Annotated in this window: 11 protein-coding genes; 9 read left to right on the plus strand and 2 right to left on the minus strand. The window is 37.1% G+C overall.

The features are described 5' to 3' along the window. Nucleotides 1-5 precede the first annotated feature (5 nt). From ACUN0F_RS15330 to ACUN0F_RS15340, 3 genes are all read left to right on the plus strand, one after another. On the plus strand, nt 6-1,115 hold the full coding sequence (locus ACUN0F_RS15330; protein WP_097889894.1) for a serine hydrolase: 1,110 nt from the start codon (nt 6-8) through the stop codon (nt 1,113-1,115). Between the two features lie 252 nt (nt 1,116-1,367). Beyond that, nucleotides 1,368-2,876, plus strand: coding sequence for an argininosuccinate lyase (argH, locus tag ACUN0F_RS15335; RefSeq protein WP_445539632.1), 1,509 nt, complete (start codon nt 1,368-1,370; stop codon nt 2,874-2,876). A gap of 66 nt (nt 2,877-2,942) precedes the next feature. Then, nucleotides 2,943-3,776, plus strand: coding sequence for a GNAT family N-acetyltransferase (locus ACUN0F_RS15340; RefSeq protein ID WP_445540821.1), 834 nt, complete (start codon nt 2,943-2,945; stop codon nt 3,774-3,776). Between the two features lie 35 nt (nt 3,777-3,811). Here the strand turns inward: ACUN0F_RS15340 and ACUN0F_RS15345 are convergent, their stop codons facing one another. Beyond that, nucleotides 3,812-4,561 carry a (S)-benzoin forming benzil reductase gene (locus tag ACUN0F_RS15345; protein ID WP_445539633.1) on the minus strand — a complete coding sequence of 250 codons (750 nt, stop codon included), beginning with the start codon at nt 4,559-4,561 and terminating at the stop codon, nt 3,812-3,814. A 116-nt stretch (nt 4,562-4,677) separates the two neighbouring features. On the opposite strand from ACUN0F_RS15345, the gene ACUN0F_RS15350 reads away from it, so the two are divergent. Continuing rightward, on the plus strand, nt 4,678-12,150 hold the full coding sequence (locus ACUN0F_RS15350) for a DUF7507 domain-containing protein (protein ID WP_445539634.1): 7,473 nt from the start codon (nt 4,678-4,680) through the stop codon (nt 12,148-12,150). Nucleotides 12,151-12,197: 47 nt separating this feature from the next. On the opposite strand, the gene ACUN0F_RS15355 is transcribed toward ACUN0F_RS15350, so the two are convergent. After that, entirely contained in the window at nt 12,198-12,755 is a 558-nt protein-coding gene (locus ACUN0F_RS15355; RefSeq protein ID WP_046954606.1) for a CatB-related O-acetyltransferase, read from the minus strand. Nucleotides 12,756-12,890: 135 nt separating this feature from the next. Between ACUN0F_RS15355 and ACUN0F_RS15360 the strand changes: the two genes are divergently transcribed. From ACUN0F_RS15360 to ACUN0F_RS15380, 5 genes are all read left to right on the plus strand, one after another. Further along, nucleotides 12,891-13,232: an ASCH domain-containing protein gene (locus ACUN0F_RS15360; RefSeq protein WP_445539635.1), complete on the plus strand. Its 342-nt coding sequence runs from the start codon at nt 12,891-12,893 to the stop codon at nt 13,230-13,232. After that, nucleotides 13,229-13,624, plus strand: a complete 396-nt coding sequence (locus ACUN0F_RS15365; protein ID WP_060487876.1) for an NUDIX hydrolase — start codon at nt 13,229-13,231, stop codon at nt 13,622-13,624. The genes ACUN0F_RS15360 and ACUN0F_RS15365 overlap by 4 nt, the downstream gene beginning before the upstream one ends. A gap of 86 nt (nt 13,625-13,710) precedes the next feature. Continuing rightward, nucleotides 13,711-14,331 (plus strand): acetate uptake transporter, encoded by a 621-nt coding sequence (locus ACUN0F_RS15370; RefSeq protein ID WP_000070936.1) that lies wholly within the window; start codon nt 13,711-13,713, stop codon nt 14,329-14,331. A 139-nt stretch (nt 14,332-14,470) separates the two neighbouring features. Next, a complete protein-coding gene (locus tag ACUN0F_RS15375) occupies nt 14,471-14,914 on the plus strand; it encodes a flavodoxin (RefSeq protein ID WP_001062763.1) in 444 nt (147 codons plus the stop codon). Nucleotides 14,915-14,930: 16 nt separating this feature from the next. After that, complete coding sequence (locus ACUN0F_RS15380) at nt 14,931-15,830, plus strand: WD40/YVTN/BNR-like repeat-containing protein (protein WP_000449521.1); 900 nt, start codon at nt 14,931-14,933, stop codon at nt 15,828-15,830. Nucleotides 15,831-15,920: the final 90 nt, after the last annotated feature.

Raw genomic sequence — 15,920 nt, forward strand, 5'->3', positions numbered from 1 at the left:
TTTACTTGAAAAAAACTATAGTATGCGCAGTGATTGTGGGTATTTTCGTTTTGCTAATATCGGGTAATTTTTTAGTGAAAAAAGTGTGGAGTTCAAATAATGATGATGCACAGTATATCGCATCCTTTATTGAAGAACATAAAGATGAAAAAAATAGTGCGCTTCTCGTGAAGAGAAATGATAAAGTTGTTTATTCTGTAAATCCAAATGTTGTATTGCCAGTTGCTAGTACGATGAAGTTAATTGTGGCGCTTGAATATACGAAACAAGTTACGGAAGGGAAAATTGATCCGTCTAGTTTCGTTTCCATTAATGATATAAATCGTTATTATGTGCCGAATACAGATGGCGGTGCACAAGATAGATGGCAAAGGTATTTGCAAAAGACAGAAAAGATAACAGAAGGGGCAGTTTCTTTAGAAGAAGTGGCAAAAGGAATGGTTAAGTTTAGTTCGAATGCGAATGCTGAATATTTGATGGAAGTGTTAGGATTAGATAATATTAATCGTAATTTACAAAGTTTATCGCTTCCAGCACATCAGCCGCTATTTCCGATTGTTTCATCTTTATACATCCCTGGATATTTGCATAAAGAATTACATGTTCCGAAATATAAAATAGAGAAAAAGTTAAAAGAGATGTCTCAAGAGCAATATCGTGAATATGCGATGATTATACATGAACGCTTAAAGAAGAAGGGACCATTATTACAGAAGGAAATTCCTCTTTATTTAGAGGAACGTTACGATAAAATTTGGTCAGATCGATTACCAGCAGCTTCTGCAAACGATTATATGGTACTGCTTCAAAAGGCAAATCATAAAGGTGGCCTAACAGAAGCCGAAGAAAAAGTGTGGGCGAATATCGTTGAAACAGATATGAGTGCTAAAAAATATCGTAAAACATTTAGACATGCAGGGCAAAAAAATGGCTATACGCCATGGACAGTTACAAAAGCAGTTTATGCGATGGATAAACGCGGGAATTGTACAGAAATAGTGTTTTTAGCAAATAATTTAAATGAGGACGACAGTGCAGAAATACGGAAACATTTAGCAAACTTACATTTCCAAGTGTTGCAAAGTGATAAGTATGATGCGACTTTTATTAAGTAAACTCGGTGCAGAGAGCACCGAGTTTATTTTTATCCCGCTTTAATGGGCAGTAAGACCCCCACCTCAAAATTCAGCGAAAGCAAAGAAGTTAGGTGGGGGATCAACTGCCCATTAAAGTCCGATTGGTTCAACTAATAATCAGTGGGGATGAAGAAAACCCCCACTGATTAAAGTTTCACTTTATGTACAAGCACTTTTTTCCTATCTTTGGGTATGATGGGTAGTAATACTTAGGTGAGAGGGGAAAAGGTGATGAAACAAAGTAAAGAAGATTTTATAAAGAGTGAAGGCGCTGATTTCCCTGGAAAAACATATGTGGATTGCGTATTACAACATGTATTTCATTTTCAGCGAAATTACTTATTGAAAGATATGTTTCAAGTGCATAAAGCGCATATTGTGATGCTAACAGAAGAAAGTCTAATGAAAAAGGAAGAAGCTAAAGTTATACTACACGCATTAAAAAAGGTAGAGGGAATTCCAGAAGAGCAATTGCTCTATACAGAGCAGCATGAAGATCTCTTTTTTTTAGTGGAACATTTAATTTCTCAAGAAGCGAAAAGCGATTTTGTAAGTAATATGCATATTGGTAGAAGTAGAAATGATATGGGTGTAACGATGTATCGCATGAGTTTAAGACGATATGTATTACGATTAATGGAGCATCATTTGTTATTGCAAGAAAGTATACTACAACTTGCTGCTGATCATAAAGAAACGATTATGCCAGCTTATACACATACACAACCAGCGCAGCCAACAACATTTGGTCATTATACGTTAGCGATTTATGATACGATGCAGAGAGATTTAGAACGAATGAAACGAACGTACAAACTTTTAAATCAGTCTCCAATGGGAGCCGCCGCTCTTTCTACAACAAGTTTCCCAATTAAACGAGAGCGAGTTGCCAATTTACTTGGGTTTACAAATGTAATTGAGAACTCATATGATGCTGTTGCTGGAGCGGATTATTTATTAGAAGTTAGCTCGTTACTTATGGTAATTATGACGAATACGAGCAGATGGATTCATGACTTTTTACTATTAGCGACGAAAGAATATGATGGTATTACTGTTGCAAAGCCATATGTACAAATAAGTAGTATTATGCCGCAAAAGCGAAATCCAGTTTCCATTGAACACGCCCGTGCGATTACGAGTAGTGCTTTAGGAGAAGCATTTACAGTATTTCAAATGATTCATAATACACCATTTGGTGATATTGTCGATACGGAAGATGACCTGCAGCCGTATTTATATAAAGGAATTGAAAAGACCATTCGTGTTTTTTGTATTATGAATGCAGTTATTCGAACGATGAAAGTAGAAGAAGAAACGTTGAAGAGTCGTTCTTATAAACATGCAATTACGATAACTGATTTCGCAGATGTTTTAACAAAAAACTATAGCATTCCATTTCGGCATGCGCATCATGCAGCGAGTGTTATTGCGAAAATGTCATTGGAGCAGCAAAAGGAGCTGCATGAATTACATTTCAAAGATGTAAATATATACTTACAAGAAAAATTTAAAATACATTTATTAGAAAAAGAGTGGGAAGAAATTGTATCACCAGAAGCTTTTATACAAAAAAGAAATGTATACGGTGGACCGAGTAAAAAAGAAATGGAGCGCATGATTAACAATCGAAAAGAGTCATTTCAAAAAGAAGAAGAGGTATTTGAAAAAGAAAAACAGAGAATTTTACAAGCTGAAACTGATTTGAATATGTTAACTTCGAATTATATTGAATCGTAAAAGAAGGATTTAATGAATTAATCGCCAATACTTAATTAAAATATAGATGGAGAGAAGAGATTGTCGATGATTCAATTACACGTATATAAAGAGATTCTTCATTTTAAAGAAGATGTTACACCATTTTTAGAAAAGAATGAGCAGGAAAATAATCTCATATTAGGTGTATTACAAATGGTCCAAGAGCCGATATTTATGGGAGTAGCAAAACAAGAGGAAGAAATTGTAGTCGTATTTCTTCAAACTGAAGAAAAGAAACAAATCATTGTTGCTACGTCTGAAATTGCAGAAGAGGATATCGTGGAACTTGCAAAAAAATTAACGAAAGTATATTTAAATGTTCCTGGATTGATTGGTAATAAGAAAATGGTACAGAGATTAGCGGAAGAGATTGCGGAGTTAGAAAATAAGAAAACTACTGTTGCAATGAAGCAAGGTATATATGAATTAAAACAAGTGAAGAAAAAGTGGAACGGAGATGGAGTCTTTCGAGAAGTAAGTAGTGATGAGCTAACATTAATAGAACAGTGGATATATCAATTCTGCGAAGATGTGAACCTGCCTACTACGAAAGAAGAAGCGAAACAAACCGCTCATACATTAATTACGAACCGTCGGCTATTTGGTTTAGATGTAGATGGGAAGCTTGTTTCTGTAGCTGCAAAAACGAGACCGACTACAAACAATATAACAGTTAATTTCGTATATACACCGAAAGAAGCGCGGAAAAAAGGGTACGCATCTAGTTGTGTCGCTGCACTTAGTCAACGTATGTTAGATGAAGGATATAAGACGACTACGTTATATACTGATTTAGCGAACCCTACGTCTAATAAAATTTATCAAGAAATTGGTTATGAACAAATTGCGGAGTCTGTACTTATATTTTTAGAGAAATAAAATGAAAAGGCACGCTATTATAGCGTGCCTTTTTGTTATTCATCAATTCGAATGACTTCACCTTGCGGGAAGTTCTCAGTTTCTAGTAAGCTACGAATAGCTTTTGCCACATATTCAGGTGATAATAGCTTTCCTTCTTCTTTTAGTGTGATGAATCGTTCTAAATTAGTGAAGTCTTCTTTATTTGTTTCACGAATTTGTGCTTGCATATTTGTATCCACAACACCAGGTGCAAAAGCGACGATTTTTACTGGATATTCTTTTTCCTCTTCTTCAGTCGCTACGCATTGTGTAAACATATTTACACCAGCTTTCGTTGTACAATAAGCGCCCCATCCAAAGTAAGGATTTTTTCCTGCACCAGATGAAATGTTAATAACACGTTTATCTACTTTCCAGTCTTTCGTATGTTTCATGAATGTAGATGTAAGAATCATAGGGGCAAGTAAATTAATGTGAACGTTCGTAATGAATTGTTCGCTTTCTGCTTTTTCAATCGGCTCCATAGGTGCAACTGTACCCGCATTATTAATTAAATGAATAGAAGATACATTGTCTTCTTTAATGGATGAAATGATTTCGTTAAAGTTAGTTTCTAAATGATGTACATCTTGAAGATCTAAGGAATGGAAAATGCAATTGCTGTTATATTGCTCTGCAAGTTTAGTAAGCTCTTTATTTTCTCTTCTAGAAATAGAGATGATGGTTGTGTTTTCCTCTAATAATTGCGCGGCGATTGCCTCACCTAAACCTTGTGAAGTTCCTGTTACGATAACATAGCGCATAGTGTAGTAAGCTCCTCTCGTATGTGCGGAATTTTGTTGGACAAAGTACATTGCATAGTTTGTCTACATTTTATAGTATAGAGCACTTTTTACTATAATTGAAATGAGATGATTGTGTGCCTTTTATAAATCGTTTTACAACAACAGTACCTGGTGCCGTCACGTTCACTGGGAATACGTTAGGGCTTAGCCCTACATCGCCTGCGCCAGGTAATATTTTCGGTACACTTGCTGTATTTACGACAGTAAATACAGCGTTGCAAGTACCAGGATTCCCAGCAGGGACAACAGATGAATGGCAGTTGAATTCTTCAAGTGCAATTTTAAATCTTCTAGCGGGAAGTAGTGTGTTATATGCAGAATTAGTTTGGGCTGGTACTTTCCGGACTGATACGGAAGATGTTTTACCGTTTTTAAATGATAATATTACATTTACAACACCGGCTGGAACTTTTTCTGTTACGCCAGATCCTGCTACTGCGCAGCAAGGTTCAGTAGGGAATCAGTTTTATTATGCGCGCTCTGCCAATGTAACGAATCTTGTTAGTGCAGGCGGGGCAGGAACTTATACTACAGGTGCAGTGCCAGCTGCAAGAACTTCATTTGATCCAACAATTAGTCGTTCGGCTGGTTGGACACTTGAGGTTGTGTATCAAAATGCAAGTTTGCCACTTCGGAATTTATCAGTTTATGCAGGTCAAGAAATTATCGATGCTTCATCACCACCAGTGGATGCTACTATTTCAGGATTTGCTACTCCAGCCACAGGAGCTGTAACAGGACGGGTGCTCGTAACTGCTCAAGAAGGTGATTCTAACATTGTTGGAGATCAACTTCGTTTTGGACCAAATGCAAATACTACAGTTGCATTATCCGGCCCGAGAAACCCCGCAAATAATTTTTTTCAGTCACAAATTTGTAACGATATTGGAGAGTTAGATACAACTGGAACGTTTGGAGATTTGAATCAGCCTTTAGGGATAGCTTTAGCCGTCCGAAGACAAGGGTGGGATATTACAAATGTAAATGCCTCTGCATCATTAGTAAATAATCAAACGTCAGCAACGGTTAGATTCGTTACTAATGGAGATGGATATGCTGCAGCTGGTTTTGGGGTTCAAATTGATGCAACGGGGCCAATTATTAATCCTGTTAAATCGGTCAATAGAACAGTTGCAGGAGTTGGAGATATTCTTACCTACACAATTACAGTTCCTAATACAGGTACGGGAAGTGCAGAAAATGTTATATTACAAGATAGTATTCCGAACGGAACGACGTTTGTTACAGGTAGTGTAACGGTAGGTGGAGTAACACAGCCGAATTCGAACCCTGCTAATGGAATTAATTTAGGCACAATCCCAACTAACGCGCAAAGAGTTGTTACATTTCAAGTACGAATAACATCGTTTCCGAACCCAAATCCTATTCCGAATCGCGCAATGGTGTCATATCAATTCCGTCCTTTCGTCGGTAGTCCACCAATTACAAGTATGTCTTCTTCAAATTCAGTACAAACGACAGTGAATCAAGCAACTATAAGTATGCAAAAATCTGTAGATTTACAGACAGCAACCCTTAATGATGTATTAACATACACAGTTAATGTGACGAATAATGGAAATGTCACTGCAAATAATGTTGTTTTTGTTGATAGTATTCCTGGTGGCACAACATTTGTTCCAAATAGTGTTACGGTAAATGGGGTAGCACGTCCAGGAGCAAATCCAGCAAGTAGTATTAATCTAGGAAGTATTAATGCTTCGCAAACGACGGTAGTGCGCTTTCAAGTTCGAGTAACATCTAATCCTCTTGTCAATCCAATTCCGAACCGTGCGAGTACAACATTTAACTTTACTCCAGTACCTGGTCAACAACCAGTTTCCGGGCAAGCGACAAGTAATACTGTATTTACTACTATTAATATAGCTGACATAAGAACGAGAAAAACAGTAGATAGAGCTTTTGCGACAGTAAATGACATTCTTACGTACACTGTAACAATTGAAAATACAGGAAATGTACTTGCAACGAACGTTATTTTTCAAGATCCAATCCCAATTGGAACGACTTTTATCGCAAATAGTGTGACTGTGGATGGGGCTTCACAGCCTGGAGCAAATCCAGCGACTGGGTTTACAGTAACGAACATATCTCCTGGCGGAAGTAGGACAGTGACTTTTCAAGTACGAGTAACATCTACTCCATCAGGAGGTACGATTGCGAATCGCGGAAATGTATCTGCTAATTTCGTCGTTATTCCGAATCAACCACCAGTAACGATTAATAGACAAACAAATACAGTTGTGACACAAGTTAATACAGGCGGTTTAAATGTAATAAAAGAAGTGAATACAATGCAAGCGGCGGTAGGGGATACTTTAACATACACAATTGCCGTCCAAAATACAGGAAACGTTCCGTTAACAAATGTATTTTTCCAAGACCCTATTCCTTCCGCTGTTTCATTCGTTGCAAATTCTGTAACCATTAATGGAGTATCGCAAAGTGGATTGAATCCGAATACAGGATTCTCTCTTCCGAATATTCCTGCGGCTCAAACAGTTGTAGTCACATTTGACGTATTAATTGTACAGGATCCAGAAAATGAAGATATTTTAAATCAAGCAAATGTAACAGCGAGTTTTCAAGTGAATCCGAGTGAACCACCAGTAACAATCAATGTTCCGAGTAATGTTGTGAATACAACAGTACAATCAGGGAACTTTGAAGTTGTGAAATCAGTGAATACGAATGTTGCAACGGTAGGGGATATTTTAGTATATACAATTGAAATCATAAATGCAGGTAGTGTACCAGCTACAAATGTATTTTTTCAAGATTCAATTCCACAAGGGACATTATTTATTGAAAATAGTGTAGTTGTTAATGGGGTTTTACAAGAAGGGGCAGATCCAGAACTTGGATTCCCATTAAATAATTTGCCTACTGGCGCGAGTGTAATTGTTGCGTTTGAAGTATTAATTGATGAGATTCCCCAAGGAAATAATGTCGTAAATAATGCGAATGTAACTGGAGATTTTCTTGTAAATCCAACAGAGCCACCGATAACTGTAACAGTACCAAGTAATACTGTTATGACAGTGGTGAATTCTTCAGGGTTAAATGTAATGAAAAGTGTAAGCGCTGCTGAAGCAGGTGTAGGAGATACGTTAACGTATACAGTTCGTATACAAAATATTGGAACAGTAGCAGCGACAAATGTATCATTCATTGATCCAATTCCATCTGGAACAACATTTGTAGCAAATAGTGTAACGATAAATGGAACACCTCAGCCAGGTTTAAACCCAACAACTGGATTTCCGCTTGCCAATATTCCAGTAGGAGGGATGGTAACAGTTACTTTTCAAGTGATAATCACGAGTGTACCGCCAAATAGAGTTCTGCCGAATAATGCGAATGTAACTGCGGATTTCCAAATAAGTCCTCTCCAGCCACCAATTACAATTGTAACAATTAGTAATATTGTTGTAACGCGAGTGAATGTAGGATCACTTAATGTAATGAAGAGTATAAATACACCGCAAGCAGGTGTAGGAGATACGTTAACGTATACGATTCTTATTCAAAATACAGGAACTGTTCCTGCAACGAATATTATTTTTCAAGATCCAATTCCGTCTGGTACTGCGTTTGTAGTAAATAGTGTGACGATAAATGGAGTCGTTCAGCAAGGCGCGGATCCTATGGCAGGTTTCCCAGTACCAAATATTCCGGTCGGGCAAACGGCTACGATTACGTTTCAAGTTACAGTGACGAGCGTTCCGAGCGGTGGAAATATAAGAAATCAATCGAACGTTACTGCAAGTTTTCTTATAAATCCAGCAAATCCTCCAATTACGACTGTTACGAATAGTAATTTTGTAGTGACGCAAGTAAATACAGCTCGATTAAATATACAAAAATCTTCATCTGTACAACAAGCTGCACTTGGAGAAACTTACACGTATTCTATTGTCATTAGAAATAATGGAACGGTAACAGCGACGAATGTTTCCTTCCTTGATCCAATTGCTCCAGAAACAACATTTGTAGCAAATAGTGTAACGATAAATGGAACGCCTCAACCTGGATTTGATCCAAATATAGGTTTTACGCTTCCTAATATCGCTGCTGGAACAGCATTGACTGTAACATTCCAAGTAACAGTAGTTGCGCCATCCACGCGCGGAGCTGTACTAAACACGGCATCTGCTACAGCCACTTTCTTATTAAATCCTTTACAGCCCCCTGTAACAACGACGAATACAAGTAATACGACAGTAGTTACGATACCGTTACCTCCTCCTGGTGAAGTAACAGCAACAAAAACAGTTGATGTTGCAACTGGGGCTATTGGAGATGTATTAACGTATAGCGTGCTAATTACGAACATAGGAATTATACCTGTTACAGATGTACTCTTCCAAGACGTAATCCCAGAAGGAACGACATTTATTGAAAATAGTGTAACGATAGGTGGCGTTCAGCAATTCGGTTTAAATCCAGAAATAGGATTTACAGTTACTCCATTATTAATTGCTGGTGGAAGTATTACAGTAACATTCCAAGTGACAATTACAGAAATTCCAGATAATGAAGTCATCCTAAACGATGCTGACGTTACGTTTACTTCACAACCAAATCCTCAGGAACCACCGATTACGGAAACGATATTAACGAATTTAGTCGTTACGACAATTAATATAGCTTCGATTTTCCCATTAAAACTAGTAGATAAAGAAGTAGCCACTGTAGGAGAAATATTAACGTATGATGTATTGATTTTTAACTTTGGAACAGTGGCAGCGACGAATGTTGAATTTATCGATACTACTTCCACTGGTGTAGCATTTGTACCAGGAAGTGTGAGTATAAACGGAGTACAGGCACCAGGATTAGATCCTTTCATTGGTTTTACAGTTCCAGATATACCTGTAGATGATTTTGTACTTGTCACATATCAGGAAGTGGTTACAAGCATACCGGAAGGTGGAACCGTTGTTAACTTTGTAGACGTTACAGCAACATTTGCTGTAAGTGAAACAGAGCCGCCTATTACGGAAACAACGACAAGTAATACGACATTAACAAAAATCAATGAGCCTGGTTTGAATGTTTTAAAATCAGTGAGTCAGCCGGTTGTTGCAGTAGGCGATACAATCACATATACAACAGTAGTTCAAAATACAGGTACAGTGGTAGCGACAAATGTTCAATATAGTGATGTATTACCGTCCTCGATCACATTTGTCCCAGATAGTGTAACGATAGATAGTGTGTTACAACCTGGATTCAATCCTAATAATGGATTCCCGCTTCCAGATATAACTCCAGGTGAAAGTGTAGAAGTTACGTTCCAAGTAACAGTTGTCAGTGTTCCATCAAACGGAACAATTGCTAATACCGCGAATGTTACGGGAAGCTTTATACTAGTACCAGGAGAACCACCAGTTGTAGTAAACCAACCGAGCAATACAACACTTACAACTGTAAATAGAGGACGATTTAATGTTATAAAACAGGTAAATAGGGCTGCTACCCTAGTTGGAGATGTATTAACGTATACGGTTCAAATAACGAATACAGGAACAGTAACAGCTAATGATGTTCAGTTTATTGATACGATTTCAGCAGGAGCGTCATTTGTACCAAATAGTGTAACGATAAATGGAGCCCTGCAACCAAACTTAAATCCGATTACTGGCTTTGGAGTTGGAGATATACTAGTTGGTGAAACGGTTGTAGTGACGTTTCAAGCGACAGTTACAAGCATCCCGGCATCAGGAACAATTACGAACGTTGCAAATATAACAGGAAGCTTTACTTTAGTACCAGGAGAGCCACCGGTTGTAGTAACAGAGCCGAGTAATACGACAATAACAAGGATAAATAGAGGACGATTCAGCGTTATAAAATTTGTAAATAAAGAAGCAACACGTTTAGGAGATACGTTAACGTATAGTGTGCAAGTTACAAATACAGGAACGGTAACAGCGACAAATGTTCAATTTATTGATGTTCCGTCACCTAGTTTAGAATTCGTTCCCGGAAGTGTACAAATAAATGGGATTCCACAAGTAGGTTTAGATCCATTTGTAGGCTTTTTATTACCTGATCTTGCAGTAGGGGATAGTGTATTAATTACATTTGAAGTAAATGTAATCGCAATTCCGCCTTCTAGTAGCATTATGAATACAGCGAGAGTAACGGGTGATTTCGAATTAATTCCAGGAGAACCTCCGTTTACAATTACGAATTCAAGTAATACGACAGTCACACCAGTAAATAGAGGCAGTTTAGATATGCAAAAAGAAGTAGATCATTCAATTGTTGGAGTAGGAGAAACGGTAATGTATACGGTTCGAATATTAAATACTGGTACTGCTGATGCGATGAATGTTCAATTTATTGATGTGCTATCTCCGGAAGCTGTTTTTGTCCCAAATAGTGTAACGGTAAATGGAGTAGCGCGTCCGGGAGTAAATCCGCAGGTTGGATTTACGATTGTAGACATTCCAGTCGGTGAGACGGCGATTGTAACATATGAAGCTACGATTACGAGCTTTCCAGATGGTGGTACAGTAGTAAACGTTGCTGGAGCGTTAGCAGAGTATATTTTAGTACCAGGAGAGCCGCCGGTTACAGTAATGGACACGAGTAATACTGTGATTGTAACAGTAAACAACGCGATTTTATTTGTTGCAAAAGGAGCAAACTTTGAAGTAGCGATGGTAGGAGATGTTGTCACTTACGGAATTGCTGTTATAAATGATAGTACAGTTCCTGTGACGAATATTGTTTTAACGGATATCATTGATTCGAATACGCTATTTATAAATGGCACGGTAACGGTCAATGATGTACCTTTTCCATTTGCCAACCCGAATACTGGTATTCCGTTAGGTGATTTTCAGCCAAATGATGCAGCTATTATTAATTTCCAAGTTGTAATAACAGGAGGGCAAATAAATAACTTAGTTACAAATACAGCGACAGCGAGTGGGTTTGCAACTGTGAATCCAAATGAACCGCCTGTAGTAGTTGAAGGCGATAGCAATACAGTTGTTATCCCGTTTATTCCTCAAAATGTCTCAACGACAGTCGTAAAAACGGCGGATCATCAAACAGCAACAATTGGAGATGTTATTACGTTTACGACAGTTATTACAAATACGGGAGATACAGCGATACAAAATATTCGTTTTCAAGATATGTTAGATAGTAGTGTTCGATTTGTTCTTGGAAGTGTAAAGGTTGATAATACGCCAGTGCCAAATGTAAACCCAGTATCAGGATTTCTTATAGGAAGTTTAAATCCAGGTGAAGCACGCACAGTCTCGTTCCAAGTAGTAGTTCAGAGCGCGCCAAGTGGTTCAGGAAATTATATAAATCAAGCGAGTATTCGCTTCGAACATCAAGTAGGTACAGTGTTACCACCTGTTACACAAATAATAGAAAGTAATATTGTGGTCATACCGTTCGTCCCAACGATCGAACAAATTTGTGAAACGAACTTTAATTGCTTAAATAAAATTCCATTTCAATGTTCTCCGTGTAATCATTTGCACGAACATAAGAAATAAAAACAAAAAGAGCATCCTGAAAGAATAGGATGCTCTTTTTGTATTAATCACATAGATTCATTTTCGGGTGAGGTAAAAAACTCGTTGATTTTGTTGGAAAGTAGAAATGGAATGGCTCCTTTTATAATAGAAATATCCCAGTCCCACCATGCGAGATTTTCTAGTTTGTCAATCGTTTCTTGCGGGAAACGATATCGAATAAATTTTGCAGGATTACCAGCTACAATTGCATATGGAGGTACGTCTTTTGTAACAACACTCTTTGCCCCAATAATGGCTCCGTTACCAATTGTAACACCAGATAAAATGCAGGATTGATAACCAATCCATACATCGTTGCCGACTACGATGTCACCTTTTGAAGAAGGATGACCAGTAATATGTGCTCCTTCATTAAAAAATGCATTAAATGGGTATGTCGTTATCCAGTCTGCGCGATGTTCACCGCCAAGTATAAAAACGACTTCTTCTCCTAATGAACAAAACTTACCTATTTTTAATTTTGTTTCATCATTCCAAGAAAAAATGGTTGGACCTACTTTACTATAAGTATAATCACCAATATCATATTTATTATATTCAGGTTTTTGATTTAAAAATAACATAACAAATTTAGCATCCTCTCTAAAGCAAGTAATGGATATGGAACATTATATGCAACTTGGAATAAGTGGAACTGTGTTATATGAATTGGTAATACACAATTAGTAGGTGCAACGAATAAAAAGGGAGTGGAATGAATGATATACGAAATGGGGCTATATAATAAACCTTTTCAGTCAATTCAATCAGGAAAAAAAGTATATGAAGTACGTTTATACGATACAAAACGTCAACTTATAAAACAAGGCGATAATATTGTATTTACAAACCTTACGACAGCAGCAATGATGACTGTAAAAGTAACGGAAATAAAACGATACGCAAGCTTTAAAGCGATGTACGAACAAATTGATCACAAATTATTGAATTGTGAAAATGATAGTTTAGAGGAAATGCTAGAAAGTACATACAAAATATATACGAAAGAACAAGAAAAAAAGTGGGGAACAGTTGCGATTCGTATTGAGGTAATAAAATGATAAGAAATCGGGGCGGGGCTATCATTGTACAGGAAGGGAAAATTGCTCTTATAAAACGTATTCGAGAAGGGGAAACATATTATGTTTTTCCAGGCGGAGGAATTGAAGAAGGAGAAACAGCTGAAGAAGCAACAAAGCGAGAAATTTATGAAGAATTAGGGGTACATATAAAAGTGGAGCATCTGATTGCAAAGGTGGAGTATAAAGGTACGGAGTATTATTTTAATGCCCATATTATAGATGGAGTTTTCGGAAGTGGTAAAGCTGAAGAATTCAAACTGAAAGATAGAGGGAGTTATATTCCGTTATGGTTGCCGATGCACGAGTTGGAAAAAGTGAGTATAAAACCGTATGAAGTGGTCGGAAGTATATTCAATCATTATAAAAAGTAAGGTCTGACAACATACAAAAAAAACCATTGACATAGTCTTCTGATTTAAGTATTGTATTCGAGTATGTTTATAATCAGGAGGTTTATATGAGCAATCAAACTACTACACATCATGTGAAAATGACAACAGCAGATCCATCTGGAATTGGTCTATTTGGATTAGCGATGGTAACACTTGTAGCATCATCTCAAAAGTTAGGCTTAACAGATGGCGTTTCACTTGTATTACCGTGGGCAATCTTTTTAGGAGGATTTGCACAAATCTTTGCGTGCATTCACGATGCAAAGCATAACAATACGTTCGGTACAACAGCATTCGGTGCATACGGCCTATTTTGGTTAGGTGTTGGAATGACTTGGTTAATTCAACTTGGAGTATTTGGCGAAAAATTAGCACAAGCTGCAGATTCAAAACAGCTGGGTGTAGCCTTTATTGGATATTTGATTTTTACAATCTTTATGACAATTGGTGCAATGGAAACACATAAAGTATTATTTATGATTTTCGTCCTTATTGATTTCTTATTTATTGGTCTTTCATTAAGTACTTTAGGTGTTATGCCGCATGCAATGCATAATTTAGCAGCGTATTCTGAACTATGTATTTCATTATTATCTTTCTATGGTTCAGCAGCAGCAGTGTTAAATACACACTTCGGTAAAGTTGTATTACCAGTTGGAAAGCCGTTTGGTATTTTTAAAAAGTAATAAAAAAGCACAGGTGATTGTATAGTCATCTGTGCTTTTTTGTATGGAATAAATAAAAATGAAAAATATAATTGAAATTGATTCTCATTATTAATATAATGAGAATGAGAATCATTTATTGTAAGAGGGGGATGCCGAAGTGGCAAAAATTTTAATAGCTTATGCAAGTATGTCAGGAAATACAGAGAGTATTGCTGATTTAATAAAAGTTAGTTTAGATGCTTTTGATCATGAAGTAGTATTGCAAGAAATGGAAGGCATGGATGCTGAAGAATTATTAGCCTATGATGGAATCATTTTAGGATCTTATACGTGGGGCGATGGTGAATTACCGTTTGAGGCGGAAGATTTCCACGAGGACTTAGAAAATATAGATTTATCAGGGAAGAAAGTAGCGGTATTCGGATCAGGTGATACGGCGTATGAACTATTTTGTGAAGCGGTAACGATATTTGAAGAAAGACTTGTAGAACGCGGTGCAGAGCTTGTACAAGAAGGATTGAAAATCGAACTAGCTCCAGAAGATGAAGAGGATGTTGAAAAATGCAGTAATTTTGCAATTGCATTTGCTGAGAAGTTCTAAGAATGGGAGTGTCAACGTGGAGACGATGTTAAGTGCGACCGCTATTACAAAGTTAAGAGATGGAAAACTTATGTTAGCTACTACATATAATGGCTTATTTATTGAACGAGACGGAGAATGGAAACAAATATTAAATGGTTTTCAAAAACGAATTAGGGATTTACATAGCGAAGATAATGTAGTGTATGGTGTAGGTGACGAAGGGATTTTTATTCGTAGTATGAATGGTGGAGAGAACTGGACGGTTCAGCGTTTTCCAACAAAAGCAACGAGTTGGAATGTGTGTAGTAATGTACAAGGAACAGTCATTGCTCATGGAGATAAAACGTTGTATCATTCTAATGATTTTGGTTCGACATGGGAAACCATTCATCCATTTCTTGAGTATGGTGGCGGGGCACCATCTATTCGATCGTTATTTTTATATAAACATTACTTATATATCGGTACGAAAATACATGCTAAATATGGTGGTGTTTGGCTCTTTAATTTGGAGACACGTAAATTAAAGAGGATTAAAATCGTGATGAATCAGATGATCTCAGCGTTGACTGTACACAATTCTTATATAGTAGCAGCGAGTGGATCGTGCAAGGGGATTAGCGGGAATATTTCTTTTTGTAAAATAGATGAAAGTATTGAGAGTGAAAAAACATATTGGCACACATGTCAAAGTGAGCAGAAAGCAAGTAGCTATTTAGCCTTGAGTGTAGATCAACATGTGCTATATACAACGTCAACGCAAAATAAGGCGGGGATTAGTACGGTTTGTCGTGTACTTCTAGAAGAAGGACTTGTTACAGTATGTGACTCAGTTAAAGGGCATGGCTGGCGCATCGTTAACCAAAAAGAGGGTTATGTTGTAGCTGGATCAGGTGAATCAAAAGCGATGCAATGGAAGAAAAAAATTATATAGCAAAAAAAACTTTACTTTTATTATATTGATATGATATAGTTACTTTAAACCATTTTACTTTTAATAATATAGAGATTTAAATGAGCTGTA

The organism is Bacillus sp. 1A, from assembly GCF_052682215.1.